Origin of the sequence: Lentzea sp., from assembly GCF_035525475.1 — a bacterium.
GTDB lineage: Bacteria > Actinomycetota > Actinomycetes > Mycobacteriales > Pseudonocardiaceae > Lentzea.
In genome coordinates, this window is record NZ_DATLEC010000249.1 from 13,253 (window position 1) to 28,938 (window position 15,686).

Annotated in this window: 16 protein-coding genes and 1 riboswitch; of the genes, 6 read left to right on the plus strand and 10 right to left on the minus strand. The window is 69.0% G+C overall.

From position 1 onward, the window contains the following. Entirely contained in the window at positions 1 to 681 is a 681-nt protein-coding gene (locus VM306_RS37240; RefSeq protein ID WP_325523478.1) for a TetR/AcrR family transcriptional regulator, read from the plus strand. A 54-nt stretch (positions 682 to 735) separates the two neighbouring features. Here VM306_RS37240 and ald read toward each other — a convergent pair whose 3' ends face one another. Next, entirely contained in the window at positions 736 to 1,848 is a 1,113-nt protein-coding gene (gene ald, locus VM306_RS37245; protein ID WP_325523479.1) for an alanine dehydrogenase, read from the minus strand. Between the two features lie 225 nt (positions 1,849 to 2,073). Continuing rightward, a riboswitch (glycine riboswitch) is annotated at positions 2,074 to 2,168 on the plus strand. A gap of 61 nt (positions 2,169 to 2,229) precedes the next feature. Between ald and gcvH the strand changes: the two genes are divergently transcribed. Together gcvH and VM306_RS37255 are read left to right on the plus strand one after the other, a co-directional pair. Beyond that, positions 2,230 to 2,613, plus strand: coding sequence for a glycine cleavage system protein GcvH (gene gcvH / locus VM306_RS37250; RefSeq protein ID WP_325523480.1), 384 nt, complete (start codon positions 2,230 to 2,232; stop codon positions 2,611 to 2,613). 43 nt (positions 2,614 to 2,656) lie between these two features. After that, positions 2,657 to 4,021: an L-serine ammonia-lyase gene (locus VM306_RS37255; protein ID WP_325523482.1), complete on the plus strand. Its 1,365-nt coding sequence runs from the start codon at positions 2,657 to 2,659 to the stop codon at positions 4,019 to 4,021. Between the two features lies 1 nt (position 4,022). Here the strand turns inward: VM306_RS37255 and VM306_RS37260 are convergent, their stop codons facing one another. From VM306_RS37260 to VM306_RS37270, 3 genes are all read right to left on the minus strand, one after another. Next, positions 4,023 to 4,376 carry a helix-turn-helix domain-containing protein gene (locus VM306_RS37260; RefSeq protein WP_325523484.1) on the minus strand — a complete coding sequence of 118 codons (354 nt, stop codon included), beginning with the start codon at positions 4,374 to 4,376 and terminating at the stop codon, positions 4,023 to 4,025. Between the two features lie 79 nt (positions 4,377 to 4,455). After that, the gene (locus VM306_RS37265) at positions 4,456 to 6,045 is read right to left on the minus strand and encodes a TROVE domain-containing protein (RefSeq protein ID WP_325523486.1); all 1,590 of its coding nucleotides are present in this window, start codon (positions 6,043 to 6,045) and stop codon (positions 4,456 to 4,458) included. Positions 6,046 to 6,450: 405 nt separating this feature from the next. Next, positions 6,451 to 7,101 carry a TVP38/TMEM64 family protein gene (locus VM306_RS37270; protein ID WP_325523488.1) on the minus strand — a complete coding sequence of 217 codons (651 nt, stop codon included), beginning with the start codon at positions 7,099 to 7,101 and terminating at the stop codon, positions 6,451 to 6,453. A gap of 71 nt (positions 7,102 to 7,172) precedes the next feature. Between VM306_RS37270 and VM306_RS37275 the strand changes: the two genes are divergently transcribed. Next, entirely contained in the window at positions 7,173 to 7,301 is a 129-nt protein-coding gene (locus VM306_RS37275; protein ID WP_325523490.1) for a hypothetical protein, read from the plus strand. Positions 7,302 to 7,328: 27 nt separating this feature from the next. Here the strand turns inward: VM306_RS37275 and VM306_RS37280 are convergent, their stop codons facing one another. From VM306_RS37280 to VM306_RS37290, 3 genes are all read right to left on the minus strand, one after another. Next, positions 7,329 to 9,203, minus strand: coding sequence for an ABC1 kinase family protein (locus VM306_RS37280; RefSeq protein WP_325523492.1), 1,875 nt, complete (start codon positions 9,201 to 9,203; stop codon positions 7,329 to 7,331). 103 nt (positions 9,204 to 9,306) lie between these two features. Then, positions 9,307 to 9,690 (minus strand): SSI family serine proteinase inhibitor, encoded by a 384-nt coding sequence (locus tag VM306_RS37285; RefSeq protein ID WP_325523494.1) that lies wholly within the window; start codon positions 9,688 to 9,690, stop codon positions 9,307 to 9,309. Between the two features lie 74 nt (positions 9,691 to 9,764). Then, a complete protein-coding gene (locus VM306_RS37290) occupies positions 9,765 to 10,658 on the minus strand; it encodes an SGNH/GDSL hydrolase family protein (RefSeq protein ID WP_325523496.1) in 894 nt (297 codons plus the stop codon). A gap of 86 nt (positions 10,659 to 10,744) precedes the next feature. On the opposite strand from VM306_RS37290, the gene VM306_RS37295 reads away from it, so the two are divergent. Then, positions 10,745 to 12,022: an MFS transporter gene (locus VM306_RS37295; protein WP_325523498.1), complete on the plus strand. Its 1,278-nt coding sequence runs from the start codon at positions 10,745 to 10,747 to the stop codon at positions 12,020 to 12,022. Here the strand turns inward: VM306_RS37295 and VM306_RS37300 are convergent. Both VM306_RS37300 and VM306_RS37305 read right to left on the minus strand, forming a co-directional pair. Further along, entirely contained in the window at positions 11,954 to 12,805 is an 852-nt protein-coding gene (locus VM306_RS37300) for a hypothetical protein (protein WP_325523500.1), read from the minus strand. The two genes, VM306_RS37295 and VM306_RS37300, sit on opposite strands and share 69 nt — an antisense overlap. Continuing rightward, complete coding sequence (locus VM306_RS37305; protein WP_325523502.1) at positions 12,802 to 13,749, minus strand: SPFH domain-containing protein; 948 nt, start codon at positions 13,747 to 13,749, stop codon at positions 12,802 to 12,804. The genes VM306_RS37300 and VM306_RS37305 overlap by 4 nt, the downstream gene beginning before the upstream one ends. Positions 13,750 to 13,817: 68 nt before the next feature. Here VM306_RS37305 and VM306_RS37310 point away from each other — a divergent pair, with 68 nt between their 5' ends. Further along, the gene (locus VM306_RS37310) at positions 13,818 to 14,495 is read left to right on the plus strand and encodes an NUDIX hydrolase (RefSeq protein ID WP_325523504.1); all 678 of its coding nucleotides are present in this window, start codon (positions 13,818 to 13,820) and stop codon (positions 14,493 to 14,495) included. A gap of 16 nt (positions 14,496 to 14,511) precedes the next feature. Here VM306_RS37310 and VM306_RS37315 read toward each other — a convergent pair whose 3' ends face one another. Then, positions 14,512 to 15,519, minus strand: a complete 1,008-nt coding sequence (locus VM306_RS37315; RefSeq protein WP_325523506.1) for a Gfo/Idh/MocA family protein — start codon at positions 15,517 to 15,519, stop codon at positions 14,512 to 14,514. Between the last annotated feature and the right edge of the window lie 167 nt (positions 15,520 to 15,686).

Sequence of the window (15,686 nt, forward strand, 5' to 3'; positions counted from 1 at the left end):
GTGGAGAGCGTGTGGTTCGGCAAGCCCAGGCCCGGCGGCGGCCAGCCCCTCGGCCTGAGCCGCGAGGCGATCGTGGCCAAGGCCCTGGAGCTGCTGGACGAGCACGGGATGCAGAAGCTGTCCATGCGCACCCTCGCCGCACAGCTCGGCGCGGCCCCGATGTCGCTGTACTGGCACGTGCCGACGAAGGACGCGTTGATCGAGCTCTGCCTCGACGCGGTCTACGGCGAGTTCGACCTGCCGGAGCCCGACGCCGAGTGGGAGCCCGCACTGCGCGGGATGATGCACGAGCTGCGTCATCTCGCGCAGAAGCACCCGTGGTGGGTCCGCGGCATCGGTGAGTTCACCACCATCGGCCCGAACGCCGTGGCGATGGCGGATTCCATGCTCGGACCCCTGCGGGCAGCCGGTCTGTCGATGGCCGAGGCGTCGCTCTCGGCCTCGACGGTGTCCAGCTACGTCATGGGTTTCGCGATCGCCGAGGTCAACTTCGCGAGCAGGGGCAAGATGGACCAGCCCCCGCCGGACCTGCGCAAGATCGCCGACCTGTACCGGGAGAAGCACCCCCGCTACGTCGAGATGCTGGACGATCCGGCGGTGTGGTCGCTGGAGGGGCAGTTCGAGTTCGGGCTGGACTGCGTGATCGACGGCATCAAGGCGCGCGTCAAAGCCCTGCGGTAGGCGAAACCCCCGCAGCATGATCGCGTGCGGGGGCCTCATTCATCGGGTTGGTCCTCAGATGACGGACTCCAGCGGCGTGTGCGCGAGGCCGGTCGCCTCGGCCACCGGGCCGTTGGTCAGCTTGCCCGCGTGGGCGTTGAGGCCCAGGGCGAGCGAACGGTCGTCCTTCAGGGCCTTCTCCCAGCCCTTGTCGGCCAGCGCGACGGCGTAGGGCAGCGTCACGTTGGTCAGCGCGTAGGTCGAGGTGCGCGGGACGGCGCCCGGCATGTTCGCCACGCAGTAGAACACCGAGTTGTGGACCTCGTAGGTCGGCTCGGCGTGCGTGGTGGCGCGGGAGTCCTCGAAGCAGCCGCCCTGGTCGATCGCGATGTCGATGAGCACCGAACCCGGCTTCATCTCGGCGACCAGCGCGTTCGAGACGAGCTTCGGCGCGGCGGCGCCCGGCACCAGCACGGCGCCGATGACCAGGTCGGCCTCGCGGACGGCCTGCTCGACGGAGAACGCGTTGGACGCGAGCGTGCGCAGACGGCCCTGGAACTGGCCGTCGATCTGGCGCAGGCGGTCGACGTTGGTGTCGAGGATCTGCACGTCCGCGCCCATGCCGACGGCGATGGTGGCCGCGTTGACGCCCGCCACGCCGCCACCGATGACGACCACGCGGGCGGGGGCGACACCGGGGACGCCGCCGGGCAGCACGCCACGGCCGCCGGAGGGCTTCATCAGCGAGAACGCGCCGACCTGCGGGGCCAGCCGGCCCGCCACCTCGGACATCGGGGCGAGCAGCGGCAGCGCGCGGTTCGGCAGCTGCACGGTCTCGTAGGCGATGGCCGTGGTGCCGGACGCGAGCAGCGCCTCGGTCAGCGGCTTGTCGGCGGCGAGGTGCAGGTAGGTGAAGAGGGTCTGCCCGGCGCGCAGGCGCGGGTACTCCTCGGCGATCGGCTCCTTGACCTTGAGGACCATGTCGCCCTCTGCCCACACGTCGTCGGCGGTCGCGAGGACCTTGGCGCCCGCGGCGAGGTACTCCTCGTCCGTGATCGCGGAGCCCAGACCGGCGCCCTGCTCGACGAACACGTCGTGGCCGCGGCTGGTCAGCTCGTGCGCACCGGCAGGGGTGAGAGCGACGCGGTACTCGTGGTTCTTGATCTCGCGAGGAACTGCGATCCGCACGATGACTCCTCCGTTCGGTGGCCGACATCTCACAATGTGGGGCAGTGGGAAGGTCATGTCACTGTGCTGATCGCACTATCGAGCAGGTGTGTGGTTGTTCATCTAGGACAGAGCGGCTTGGTTTGCGCTCGCGTGTGACTCGACCGGCTCGCGTTGACACCCGGCGGGGGCCGCACATAGCGTTCGCCCCCGAGAACTGAAGACCGGCCGCGGCGCGTCAGCGCCAGAACCCGAGTGGGAGAGACCCCGACGAGCACAGGTCGGGGCGCCGAAGGGGCAAGCTCCCGCACACTCTCAGGCAGCAAGACCACTCGGGGTAGGCAACTCTGCACGGCGGAGGGGGCGCAAGTTTCCTGATCCGTCACAGCCAGAGGAGTCGCCGTGCAGTTCCCCGAGAACCTGCTCTACACCGCCGAGCACGAGTGGGTCGACTGGACGCCGGGCACCCAGGACCCGCTGACCTGCGGGATCACCGAGTACGCGGCGGACGCCCTCGGTGACATCGTCTTCGTGCAGCTGCCAGAGGTCGGCGCCAAGGTCGTCACCAACGCCGTGTGCGGCGAGCTGGAGTCCACCAAGTCCGTCAGCGACCTGTTCTCGCCCGTCACCGGTGAGGTGATCGAGGTCAACAGCGCTGTCGTCGACGACCCGGCGATCGTCAACAACGACCCGTACGGCGAGGGTTGGCTGTTCCGGGTCCGCGTGGAGTCGGCGGAGAACCTCCTCACCGCGGCCAAGTACGCCGAACTCACCAAGTCCGACTGACATGGCCCCGACTGACCGCTCCACCACCACGAAGGACTGATCAGTGGCGATCAGCGTTTTCGACCTGTTCTCCGTCGGCATCGGGCCGTCCAGCTCCCACACCGTCGGCCCGATGCGCGCGGCGGCGATGTTCGTCGAGAAGCTCGGCGCACGCGTGTCCGAAGTGGACCGCGTGCACGTCGAGCTCTTCGGCTCGCTCGGCGCGACCGGGCACGGGCACGGCAGCCCCAAGGCCGTGTTCCTCGGCCTCGAGGGGAACCTCCCGGAAGAGGTCGACCCCGTGGTGGCGGCCGCCCGCGTCGAGGAGATCGTCGCGAGTGGACGGATCCGGCTCGGCGGCGCGCACGAGATCGGCTTCAGGCACGACCGCGACCTCGTCATGCACCGCCGCAAGTCGCTCCCGTTGCACCCCAACGGGATGAGCTTCGAGGCGTTCGCGGACGGCAAGCCGGTCGAGCACGCCGTCTACTACTCGATCGGCGGCGGGTTCGTCGTCGACGAGAACGCTTCGGGCACCGACCGGATCAAGGCGGACACCACGCCGCTGGCGCACCCGTTCCTGACCGGCGACGAACTGCTCGCGCGCTGCCGCGAGACCGGCCTGTCGATCAGCGAGATCATGATGGCCAACGAGCTGTCGTGGCGGACCGAGGACGAGGTGCGGTCCGGCCTGCTGCACATCTGGCACGTCATGCAGGAGTGCGTGGAACGCGGTTGCACCGAGCACGGCGTGCTGCCCGGCGGCCTGAAGGTCCGCCGTCGTGCCGCCGAGATGCGCAAGGGGCTGGAGGGCGAGCACTTCGTCACGGACCCGTTGCGGGTCATGGACTGGGTGACGCTCTTCGCGCTGGCCGTCAACGAGGAGAACGCGGCGGGCGGCCGTGTCGTCACCGCACCGACGAACGGCGCGGCCGGCATCGTCCCCGCGGTGCTGCACTACTACACGAGGTTCGTGCCGGGGGCCAACGACGACGGCGTCGTCCGGTTCCTGCTCACCGCGGGCGCGATCGGCGTGCTGTTCAAGGAGAACGCCTCCATCTCCGGCGCCGAGGTCGGCTGCCAGGGCGAGGTCGGCTCAGCCTGCTCGATGGCGGCCGGCGGTCTCGCCGAGGTGCTCGGCGGCACCCCGGAACAGGTCGAGAACGCCGCCGAGATCGCCATGGAGCACAACCTCGGCCTGACGTGCGACCCGATCGGCGGCCTGGTGCAGATCCCGTGCATCGAACGCAACGCCGTCGCGTCGATCAAGGCGATCACCGCCGTGCGCATGGCGTTGCGCGGCGACGGCTCGCACTTCGTGTCGCTCGACAAGGTCATCAAGACCATGCGGGACACGGGCAAGGACATGTCCGTGAAGTACAAGGAAACCGCGCGCGGCGGCCTCGCCGTGAACGTGATCGAGTGCTGACTCAGCGGGCGTCGTACGCCTGCTGGGCCTCCAGCACCTCGGGCATCCGCGCTTCCAGGTGGTGGATCAACGAGAGCAGCCGCTCCGCCGTCTCGCGCCCGAGCGGCGTGAGGCTGTAGTCGACGCGCGGCGGGTTCGTGGCCTGCGCCTCGCGGTGCACCAGCCCGTCGCGCTCCAGCGCCTGCAACGTCTGGGACAGCATCTTCTCGCTGACCCCGTCGACCCGGCGGCGCAGCTCGTTGAAGCGCAGCGAACCGTCCACGAGCGCGCCCATCGTCAGGCTGCCCCACCTGCCGGTGACGTGCTCCAGCAAGGGACGTGACGGGCACGCCTTCGCGAACACGTTGAACTCCATAACCGCATCATACCTGGTCACAACGCTAACTGATAGTAAGTGTGAGGGTTCTCCGCGTCAGGGAGAACCCTCACACCGCTCAGAACGGCCAGTCGGCGTTCCGGCCCGCCTCGAGCAGGGGGATCGCCTTGAACGTCGCGTCCGACAGGCCGCCGAACTCGTGGCGGTTGCCCTTCCCGGTCGCGTACGCACCCATCTGGTACCCGCCCAGGTTGAACCCGTAGACCGGGACGTGCCGCGGCACGACGCCGTCGACGCCCCGCCCGTACCCGCCGCTCATCGTCTGCATGTCCGAGATGAGGAACACGCGGTCGTGGCCGTTGTAGGTCCGCTTCAACGACCCGACGACGTCGGTGCCGTGCCCGACCTCGCCGATCCGCTTCAGGAACCGGTCGACCTCGCGGACGACCGACGCCCCGCGCGGGATGTCGTGGCGGAACACACCGCTCGCGAACCCGTGCACGTCGACCTGCTCGCCCTTCGCGCCCAGCGCCACGCCGAAGACCGCCGCGGCCTTGGCCGGGGTGACCTTCGAGCGCGCCGAGACCGTCGTGCCGGTCATCGACGCCGAGGTGTCGATGAGGACCAGCGACCGGCCGGGCAGTGCGGGCAGGGTGCTCAGCGACGCCTGCAGCGCCTGGTCCAGGGCGTGGCCCCAGCGCAGGCTCGGCGCCGCCTCGTAGGCGGACAGGAAGCGGAACGGGAACTGCCGCGAGCGCGCGACCTGGCCGGGATCGGCCAGACGTGCCGCGACGGTTGCCGCGACCTCGTCGGACATGCCGGCCTCGTCGAAGTTCCTGAGGTTCCGGAGCGCGGCCATGAAACCCATGGACGGCGCCAGCGCCTCCCACACCTCCTTCGTGAGGGGACCCTGCAGCCACCCGGCCACCGCCTCCCACGTCATCCCGGCCCGCCGCAACACATCGGCCGCGTCGGGACGCGAGAAGAGCGCGCGCCGCTCGTCCAGCGGCCACGCCATCAGCTCACGACGGGCCGCGATCACCCGCAGCTCGGCGGGAACCGCCGCCTCGGCCGAGCGGCGCCGGTCCAGCACGTGCTGGAACAGCGCGCCCTGCCACGGAGCGGCGGGCGAGGGGTGGGCGAGGTTCAGCACGTCGGCCATGCGGAAGCCGCGGGCGTCGCTGTCCCACTTGAGGACCGCGCGCTCGTCGTACAGGCGCCGGACCGCGTCCGCGATGCCGCGCTTGACCGGCTTCGGCACGCGCCGGCCGTTCCGGCCCGTCCAGTAGGCGAGGAGCTCGCCCGGCTCGTCCGCGCGCTGCAGCACGGAGTCCACGACGGCGCGGTTGGTGACGCCCGCGTCCGAGGAGGCCACGAGCCGTGCGAGCACGAACTCGGCCGCGCCGACCAGGGACGCCGTGCGCATGTTCGCCTCGCCGCGCAGCCACTTGAGCAGGCGCGCGGTCCACTCGGGATCCGCGAGCGCGGCGTCGTGGACGAGCTGTGCGAAGCGGCTGTCGCGCCGGTCGGCGGACTCGTAGAAGGTGTCCTCGCCGCCCATGTTGGACACGGCGAGCAGGAACAGCTCGGACTTCGTGTCACGGGCGTAGCCGTCGCCGCCCTCGTAGGTGCGGCCGGACGGCTCCGCTGCCGTGGCGACCGGGCTGGTACCCGCCGGACGTGCGCGGAAGATGTTGAACTTCGCCATCGGCTCTTCCCCCTCGAAGCAAAAGAAGGGGAGCCCACACCCCACACGCGTCCGAGATCAAGTCGCGGAAGGTACGTTGCTGCTCTGCCGTTTGAGCTACAGCCGATTTCTCGTCTGGCGGGACTCGAACCCGCAACCCGCCCATTAACAGTGGAAGTAACCCTCTGCTGCGCACCGGACACGTGTGGAGTTGTGTGCTCCCTGGATAAACCGCATCGCGCCGGTGAATTGATTCCGGCTGATGTGGTGCGCCCGAGGTCAAGTCGCGGAAGGTGACTGCTCACCGGGGTGAGCGAGACCGGCTTTCGCCGGCCTCAGGAGTCGAACCTGAGTGATCACCGGAAGTAACCCTCCGCTGCGCACCGGGCGCGAATACATACAACCACGCCGCGCCAGCGATTTTTCCTACGGCACCGCCTTCACGAGCCTGCGCAGCAGGTAGAAGAGTCCGACGGTCAGCAGGAACCCGGCGGCGCTGATCATCACGATCTGCTCGACCGAGTCGGCCTGCGAGCCCGCGAACACGTAGGCGGCGCAGATCGGAATGGTTCCGGCGAGGGTGAAGAACATGAATTTGCGGAACGACACCCTCGACACCCCCGCGGACACCGACACCGTCTCCGCCATCATCGGGATTCCGCGTGCCACCCCGAAGAACCACGGCCCGAACTGACGGCCCCACCGACGCATTTCGGTGAGTTCCTCGATGGTGACGACCCTGCGCACGAGAACAGGGCCCGCGAACCTGCCCAGGGCGTACCCCGCGGCGGAGGAGCCCAGGGATCCGACGATCGCGAGTGCCAGCCCGAGCGGCAGGCCGAGTGCCGTTCCCGCCAGGACGATGAGCGGCGTGGACGGCACGGGCAGCAGCACGTCCACGACCAGCAGGGCGAAGATCACCGCCGCGGCCCACAGCGGGTCGATGCCGCGCACCCACGCAACGACTCCCTCGAAGTCGACGAGGTCGAGTGCCTCGAACACGATCCAGCTCAGCAGCACGAAGCCGAGCACGACGGCCGGTATCCACTTCCACCGGACGCCCGTCTCATAACTCATCGGGTGATGGTCGCCCACGTCGATGCGCCGGACAATCCGCCAGTGGCGCAGGTTCCGCGAAGGAGACACACATGAGTGACGACCTCGTGCCGTTCCTCGGCCACTGGGTGCTCGATCCGGCGCGTTCCGCGTACACGGGCGGCACCCCGCCCCGAAGTGGTCATTACGTCCTGAGCTTCGAGGGAGGCCGTGTGGCGTGACGACATGTCGGTGTACCGCAGGCAGTACTAGGAACGCGGCCTGAAGACCGCGACCACGACGCGCAGGCCGAGCAGCACGCTGACGATCAGCAGGTTGTAGCCGAAGACCTGGTGGAGGCCGACGTCCGGCACCACCTCGGGCCCGCCGCTGGACCCGAGGAGCAGCACCGCCATCACGCCCGCGGTCGCGCCCAAAACCGTCAGCATCACCTGGTGCAGCAGGCCGGTGACGAACGACCTGTCGCGTTCGTCTGCGAACAGCCGGATCGACATGCTCAGCCGGCCCTGCTCGACCGCGCCGGTGATCCGGTCGATCCGCCGCGGCAGCCTGCGCAGCATCGGCAGCACGGCCTGGAGCTCCTCGGCCACCGTGCGCTTCACGGACTCGGGCGTGAGCCGTTCGGTGATCTGCTCGGCCGCGAACGCCCGCGACTCCACGACGATGTTGAAACCCGGCGACAGCACGCCCAGGGTGCCCTCCAGCGTCGCCAGGGCCCGGAACACCGCCGCGATCTCCGGCGGGACGCGGAGCCCGAACCGCGACACGAGCAGGAACAGGTCGCCGAACATCTCGACGTCCGGCCGCATGCCCGCGCCCAGGTGGCGTGCCATGAACTGGCCGAGCGCGCGCTCCAGCCGTTGCTCGTCGATCTCCTCCGGGCGGGAGGTCAGCTCCAGCAGCGAGTCGGTCAGCCCGGCGGGGTCGCCGCGGTCGATGGCCAGCAGCAGCCTCTGCAACGCCGAGCGCAGGTTCGAGTCGATCCGCCCGACCGAGCCGAAGTCGAGCAGGCCGAGCCGTCCGTCGGACAGCAGCAGCACGTTACCGGGGTGCGGGTCGGCGTGGAAGACGCCGTCGAGCATCACCTGCCGCAGCACGAACCGCAGCAACGTCCGCGCGAGCCCCTCGTCCTCGGCGGCACCGCGCACGGGAACGCCGTCGAGCCGGTCCATGACGAGAACGCGGGATGTCGACATGTGGACTTGCGGCAGCTCGACCGAGGAGTCCGACACCGCCGCCACGGCCGCGATGTTGCGCGCCTCGACGCGGAAGTCCAGCTCCTCGCGCAACGCCGCGGCGAACCCGGCCGCCAGGTCGCGCACGCCCAGCGCAGACCCCCACCGCGTGCGCTGCAACGTCTCCGCCAGCCTCGACACGATGTCCAGGTCGCCCTCGGCCACGGCCCGCACGTCCGGCCGTTGCACCTTCACCACGACCTCGGCGCCCGACGCCAGCACGGCCCGGTGCACCTGCGCGATCGAGGCCGCCGCCAGCGGTTCGGGGTCGACCTCCCGGAACGCGTCCGGCCCGAGCTCGTCGTCGAGCAGGGCGCGGACCTCGTCCCACTCCGCCGGCGGCACCTTGTCCTGCAACAGGCTCAGCTCGTCGACGAAGTCCTCCGGCAGCAGGTCGGCGCGGGTCGACAGCACCTGGCCGAGCTTCACGAACGTCACGCCCGCGTCCTGCAACGCGAGCCGCAACGACCGCGCGAGGTCGGTGCCGGACCGTTCGCGGCCGCGCAGGTAGGGGCCGAGGCCGTGGCGGAACGCGATCGCGGTGATGCGCGAGTAGCGGCGGGTGCGGGCGATCCGGCGCCGCAGCATGCCCCACCACTCGGTGGGCGGCGGGATCGAGCCGGTCGGCACGATGACCTCGGCGAACGCCAGCAGTCCGATCACGACCAGCAGCGACAGTCCCAGTTGGATGGTCGCCAGCGAGGCCGTCGGCGCGGTCGTCTCGCCGAAGACGCCCGTCGCGATCGACATCGCGAGCAGGCACGCCAGCGCCGTGCGGACCAGGCCGACGCGCAGGCCGAGGATTCGCCGCGCTGCCAGGGACATGCCCAGCACGAGCAGCAGGAACGTGACCGGGAAGCCGATCCAGTAGACGAGGAAGTCCCCCATGCCCGGCAGCCTAGGGCGACCGAGCTGAGAGTGTGTGCGGAACGCCACCGGTGTTCCAGCGCGACGGCGGTGCGCTGGAACGCCGGTGACGCGGTCTTGAGGGTTAGAAGTCGAAGACCTTGCCGGTGAGCGCGCGCACGACGCACGGGTTCGAGTACGTCTGCTGGAAGTTGATCCTCTTGGTGCGCCACTTGCCCTGCAGCGTCGCCTTGGTCGGGTTCAGCTCCATCGTGCACATCGCGCCGGTCTCCTCGAGCCGGCGGAAGTCGCCCTCGACGGGCATGAGCTGGTCGCACGCCTGCTGCGCGTGGCGGTGCGTGCCGCCGGCGGGCTCGCAGTTGAGCTGCGTGGTGCTGAGGGCGCCCATCTTCGGCTGCAACGACAGCACCAGCCCGGATTCGGGGACGAGAGTCGCTGCCTGGGCCGTCGCGGGGAAGAGCGGTGCGGCGAGCGCGAGACAGGCAAAAAGAAGTCGGGTCCTTGCCATGCCACCACTGTGGCGCGACGAGGACCCGGATCTCCAACCAACTCAGCGGTAACACCGGATCGTGTACACCGCCATCACCGCGTGCGACGTTCTGGGCCCTGGAGTCCCGCGGACTCCGTCGAGGCGAGCGCCCCGGCGACCTGGTTGCCGACCGCGGCCATGCCCCTCGCGTTGGGGTGCACCGGGAAAGCCAGGCTCGTCGGGATGATGCCCTCGACCCACTTGTCCCACGGCGCCGCGCACGTGTCGCGGCCGAGGCTGATGTCGTACGGGTTCACGAACGTGGCTCCGGCCGCTTTCGCCTGGGCGCCCAGCATTCCGTTGAGCTGCTGCTGCACGGTGTCGAGGTAGGGCACGTCGCCGCGGGAGATCGGCACGACCGGCCAGCACCCGCCCGACGGCGGCAGGATCCGCAGGTAGCCGACCACGACGATCTTGGCGTTGGGGGAGCGCTGCCTGATGCCGGCGAGCACCTCGGCGACCTTCGGAGCGGTGGCGGCGACGCGCTGGGAGAGGGAGTCGCCGTAGGTGGCCGCGCAGGGCGCGCCGGTCGGGTCGGAGACGCTCTTGCCGGCGCAGGTCAGGATGATGTCGGAGAAGCCGATGTCGTTGCCGCCGATGGAGAGGGTGACGAGGTCGGTGTCGGCTTTCAGCGCGGAGAACTGCGGCACGGACTGGCCGGGGATGCCGCTCTGCACGCCCGCCATGTGCTCGGTCTGCGCGCCACCGCAGGAGATGTCGGTGAAGTTCGCGACGCCGAGCCTCTTCGCGAGGACGGACGGGTAGTTCTGCGTGGACTTGAAACAGCTCAGCGGGTCGAGCCGCTGCAGGGGGATGAACGGCCCGGACACGAACGAGTCCCCGAGCGAGACGTAGTTCCGGTACCGGGGCGCGGCGCCGGCGTGCGGAGCCAGCAGGGCCGCGATCATGGCTGTGAGCAGGGAAACAACAGTGACTCGGCGCGTCATTGCTACCTCGTTACTGAGCAGTAGGAACGTAGTCGAAGGGTGACCGGGCCATTGCGCGGTGTCAATCCCTCCACCAGGCTGGAACGATGACGGGGGTACGGAAAGCGGCGGTGGCGTCCGCGGTCGGGAACACGATCGAGCTGTACGACTTCCTGCTCTACGGCACCGCTTCTGCGCTCGTGTTCGACAAGATCTTCTTCCCGCAGTTCGACTCGCGGGTCGGGGTGCTGCTCGCGTTCGCCACGTTCGGCGCCGGCTTCCTCGCCCGTCCGCTCGGCGGCGCGGTGATCGGCCACCTCGGCGACCGGGTCGGCCGCCGGGCGATGCTCGTGATCACCCTGTCGGTCACCGGCGTCTCGACCGCGTTGATCGGACTGCTGCCGACTTACGCGCAGGCGGGCATCCTCGCGCCGTTGTTGCTCGTGCTGCTGCGGCTCGTGCAGGGGTTCTTCATGGGTGGCGAGCAGGGCGGTGCGTCGCTGATGGCGGTCGAGCACGCGCCACCGGGCCGTTGGGGCTGGTACGGCAGCTGGGTGTTCATCGGGTCGCCGGTCGGTCTCGTGCTGGCGAACCTCGCGATGTACCTGTCGTCACGCGCTTCCGGGCCGGATTTCCTGTCGTGGGGCTGGAGGGTGCCGTTCCTGTTCTCGGTCGTGCTGGTCGGGATCGGGCTCTACATCCGGTTGCGGGTCTCGGAAAGCCCGCGGTTCGCGCGCGCCGGGAAGTCGCGGCTGCCGATCGCCGAGGTGCTGCGCGACCGGTGGCGGGTGGTGCTGCTGGGCGCGGGCGTGAACCTCGGGTTCACGATCTTCATCTACGTGCTGAGCGTGTTCATGATCGGCTACGGGCGCACGGCGTTGAAGATCTCCGCGGACGACCTGCTCGTGGCGACCGTGGTGGGGTCGGTGGCGCAGGTCGTCGCGGTGCCCGCGTTCGGTCTGCTGTCGGACCGCGTCGGGCGCCTGCCGGTGATGTTCGGTGGCGCGATCTTCCAGGCCGCGTTCGCGTTCCCGTTGTTCTGGCTGACGAACTCGGGCTGGTTCACGTTCGCGATGGTGCTCGGGTTCGTGGGCTCGGCGGCGTTGTTCGGCCCGTCGGCCGCGTACTTCGCCGAGCTGTTCCGGACCCGTGTGCGCTACAGCGGTGTGGCGTTGAGCTTCCAGCTCGGCGCCGTGCTGGGTGGCGGGCTCGCCCCGCTAATCGCGCAGTCGTTGCTGCGCACCGGAACCTGGGCGATCGCGGTGTACCTGGTCGCGGGTGCGGTGCTGTCCGCCGTGTGCCTGCTGGTGATCGGCTCAGCGCACGAGGCGGAGCCGGCGGGCGGCGAGTCCGACGGTCAGTCGTTGACCCCAGCCGAGGCGTAGCGCGTCGCTCTCGATGCCGTCGCCGAACGCCACCAGACCGTCGGACTCGACGTCGATGGCGAGGTCTTCGCCGGTGATCTCGCCCTCGGTGTGCTCGATGCCGGTGCTCGGGGACGGCCAGGCCTCCCTCACGAACCAGACCAGCCTGCGTTCGGCCGGGGCCGGCAGCGGGATCCGGCTCTTCCGTTCCCGGTGGGCGGAGCTGCACCAGCCCGTCGCGCCGGTGCCGCTGCCGATGAGGATGCCGGACGACGCCTGGCGTTCGTTCCGGATGCGGTAGCGGCTGGTCTGGTGGCTCGGGTGGCCCACGTAGATCTCGTTGAGGGCGTGGAGGGTCTGGCCGTCGTCCGACCTGGCCTCGACCATCGTGCGGTCCTCGGTGTCGGCGGTGTTGTGCAGCAGGTCGGACGCCTCGGACGGGGCGTGCGTGGCGAGCACGCCCCTGTCCGGGTTGATGCCGATCACCGGCTGGCCGTCCAGGTACTTGGCGACGTTGGCCACCAGGCCGTCCTGGCCGACGACGACCACTACGTCTTCGGGCGCGAACAGGAACCGCGACAGGTCTTCCCTCTCGACCACGCCGCGGCGCCAGTCCAGCGGGATCGCGGCGCTGACCTCTCCCAGCGCTGCGCGGGCCTGTTGGTCACGGTCCACCACCTCGTCCAAGGTCCTGTCACGGGACTTGAGGAAGAACTCGACCTGACCTCTCGTCCCGTGTCTCGCCAGCAACTCTGTCAGCTCGGTGCGCCTGTGCACCAGCACGATTCTCGGGGCCAGGCTCATCTGGCGAGCCTGGTCAGGATCGGCTGGAGGAGGTCGGGGGTGAGGTTGATGCTGCCGATCTCCGGGAGGTTGCCGGCGAGTTCCTTCGCAGCCAAGGCGTAGAGGGTCGACTCCGGGACCTCCCGGTAGGCGTCCAGCCTCGCCTTCTCGCCCGCGGCCTCGGCCTCGGCGAGCTGGCGGATGCCGTTCGCCTTGGCCTCGTTGGCGATCTTGGCCGACCTGGCGTCGTCCTCGGCCTGCTTGAGGGCGTTGGCGCCTCGTTGCACCACGAGCTGTTCCTCGCGCTTCGCCAGCTCGATCTGGTTCTGCAGCTCGTTCTCGCTGATCGCTCGTTCGCGTTCCACCGCCATCGCGCGGCGTTCGTAGGTGGCCTTGTCGGCTTCCTGCTGGACTCGTTCGCGGATGGTGGTCTGGAGGGCCTTCTCCATGGCCGCGTCCGGGCGGATGGCCACCACCCTGACGTCCGTGATCTCCATGCCGATGTGGTGTGCGGTCAGGTTGGCCTGGACTGCTGTCTTGACCTGCTCCACGCCGGTTTTGAGGGCCTGGTCCAGGTCCAGGGTGGCGAGGATCTTGAGGGCGTGCTGCTGGGTGCTCTCGGTCAGGGTGGTGGCGATCTGGCTCAGCGGGTCCTGGCGCCAGGTCCCCGTGTCCGGGTCGATCGAGAAGTCGATCCTGGTTGTCGCTGTCTCCGGGTTGGTGCAGCGGTAGGTCACCGTCAGCTGGACCGTCACGTCCTGGTAGTCCGCGGTTCTGGCGTGGAAGAGCATCGGTAGTTCTCTGTCGTCCACCGGGACTTCTGACAGGACTGCGGTTCTGGGGCGGAACCAGAAGCTCAGGCCCGTGCCCTCGTGGACCAGCTCGCCCTTCCTGATGTGTCTGATGTGGACTGTGGGGGCTCCCCTCAGGTGGCGCAGTCCGGGGTAGGTGCTGATGTCGGCCATCGTGGGGGTCCTCTCGGAGGGCTGGTCCGGTCTTTTCGTCGTGTTGACGATAAGCCTATACTCCGGTGGTGTACTCGCCAAGTGATTTCCCTCCCTTCGCGGTCACGGTCGATCTGGTGGTGTTGACCGTTCGGGGGGATGAGCTGTGTGTGCTGGTGGTTCGGCGGGGGGAGTCGCCGTTTCTCGGGCAGTGGGCCTTGCCAGGGGGGTTCGTTCAGGTTTCCGAGTCCGTGGATGCTGCTGCTGTTCGGGAGCTTCGGGAGGAGACCGGGGTTTCAGGGTTGCATCTCGAGCAGCTCGGGACCTATGGGGAGCCTTCGCGTGATCCTCGGATGCGGGTGGTGTCTGTCGCCTATCTGGCGTTGGCTGCCGGGTTGCCCGTGCCTGTTGCCGGGACCGATGCCGCTTCGGCTGCCTTTGTTCCCGTTGCTGAGGTTTCGGAGTTGGCCTTTGACCACTCGCGCATCCTTGAGGACGGGGTGGAGAGGGCTCGGGCCAAGTTGGAGTACACGCCGTTGGGGGCCGAGTTCTGTCCTGCCGAGTTCACTGTTGCCGAGTTGCGGCGGGTTTACGAGATCGTCTGGGGGGTTTCTCTGGATCCTCGGAACTTCCACCGGAAGGTGACCGGGGTGGAGGGGTTGCTGGTGCCCACCGGGGAGACGACCTCTCGGGACGGGGGGCGGCCGGCTGCCCTGTTCCGTCGGGGGACTGCTGAGATGTTGTATCCGCCGCTGGCCCGTCCGTAGCGTTTCGGGCGTGGTGTCAGAGGCTTACTGCGTCACCTGTTGTTGCTGACTGCTTTGCCGCCTCGATGATTTCCAGGCCCGTCAGTGCGTCTTGCGGGGTTACCTCGGGTTTACCTGCTGCCACTGCCTTGTAGAAGTTCTGGTAGGCGCCTGGTTCTGTTTTATGCGGCTCGCCGTTCAGGGTGCCCCAGGCTTCTTCTGGTTCTTCGCCCCAGCCCGGGGTTGCTGGGGTCTCGCCTGCCTTGAGGCGTTCTTCTTGCGGGTCCATGCCGTACTTGACGTACGCGGCGTCGTGGCCCAGCACGCGGAAGCGCGGGCCCTGGTCTGCCGCCAGGGCGCTCATCCACAGGTGGGAGCGGACGCCGTTGTCGTGGGTCAGGGCCAGGAAGACGTCGTCGTCCGCTTTGGCGCCCGGGCGGACTGTCGCGATTTCCGCGTGGACTGTCCTTGGGCGGCCGAAGAGGGCTACTGACTGGTCCACCAGGTGGGTGCCCAGGTCGTAGAGGATGCTGCCCAGGTCCTTCGGGTCGCCTGACTCCTTCCAGGAGTCCTTGATCTCTGGGCGGTAGCGCTCGAAGCGGGACTCGAAGCGGTGGACCTTGCCCAGGGTGTCGGAGTCCAGGAGTTTTCGTACCGTCAGGAAGTCTCCGTCCCAGCGGCGGTTGTGGAACGGGACCAGCATCAGGCCCCTGGAGGAGGCTATGGAGGCCAGGGCCCTCGCTTCTGCCGGGGAGCCGGCGAACGGTTTGTCGACCACCACGTTCAGGCCGTGTTCCAGCACCTGGCGGGCGTGGGTGGCGTGGAAGCGGTTCGGGGTGGTGATGACGACCAGGTCGAAGTCGCCCGTCCAGACCTCGTCCAGAGTGGACAGCAGGCGGGTGTCCGGGTAGCGGGACGCTACCTCTGCCTGGCGCTTCGGGTTCGCGGTGACCACGGCGGAGAGTTCCAGGCCTTCTGTTGCCGCGATGAACGGGGCGTGGAAGGCCGCCCCACCTAGTCCGTAGCCGACCAGAGCTGTGCGCATGCGATCAGCCTAAGCGTTCCCACCTGGTGGACGGGGTATCGGTGGGCCGTCCGGACCCCTACCTTCGTCCCCATGACCATGCTGCTGGTTAGCCGACGCCACGTGGACTACGTGCGCGTCACCAGCATGGCTTGTCGCCGCTCCCGTTGACTTCGAGCCCACTCAAC

Excerpts from the sequence above, each read along its gene's own strand:
- VM306_RS37260 (WP_325523484.1), bottom strand. The coding sequence starts at position 4,376 with ATGGAGTTCAACGTGTTCGCGAAGGCGTGCCCGTCACGTCCCTTGCTG.
- VM306_RS37265 (WP_325523486.1), bottom strand. The coding sequence starts at position 6,045 with ATGGCGAAGTTCAACATCTTCCGCGCACGTCCGGCGGGTACCAGCCCG.
- VM306_RS37270 (WP_325523488.1), bottom strand. The coding sequence starts at position 7,101 with ATGAGTTATGAGACGGGCGTCCGGTGGAAGTGGATACCGGCCGTCGTG.
- VM306_RS37275 (WP_325523490.1), top strand. The coding sequence starts at position 7,173 with ATGAGTGACGACCTCGTGCCGTTCCTCGGCCACTGGGTGCTCGATCCG.
- VM306_RS37280 (WP_325523492.1), bottom strand. The coding sequence starts at position 9,203 with ATGGGGGACTTCCTCGTCTACTGGATCGGCTTCCCGGTCACGTTCCTG.
- VM306_RS37285 (WP_325523494.1), bottom strand. The coding sequence starts at position 9,690 with ATGGCAAGGACCCGACTTCTTTTTGCCTGTCTCGCGCTCGCCGCACCG.
- VM306_RS37290 (WP_325523496.1), bottom strand. The coding sequence starts at position 10,658 with ATGACGCGCCGAGTCACTGTTGTTTCCCTGCTCACAGCCATGATCGCG.
- VM306_RS37295 (WP_325523498.1), top strand. The coding sequence starts at position 10,745 with ATGACGGGGGTACGGAAAGCGGCGGTGGCGTCCGCGGTCGGGAACACG.
- VM306_RS37300 (WP_325523500.1), bottom strand. The coding sequence starts at position 12,805 with ATGAGCCTGGCCCCGAGAATCGTGCTGGTGCACAGGCGCACCGAGCTG.
- VM306_RS37305 (WP_325523502.1), bottom strand. The coding sequence starts at position 13,749 with ATGGCCGACATCAGCACCTACCCCGGACTGCGCCACCTGAGGGGAGCC.
- VM306_RS37315 (WP_325523506.1), bottom strand. The coding sequence starts at position 15,519 with ATGCGCACAGCTCTGGTCGGCTACGGACTAGGTGGGGCGGCCTTCCAC.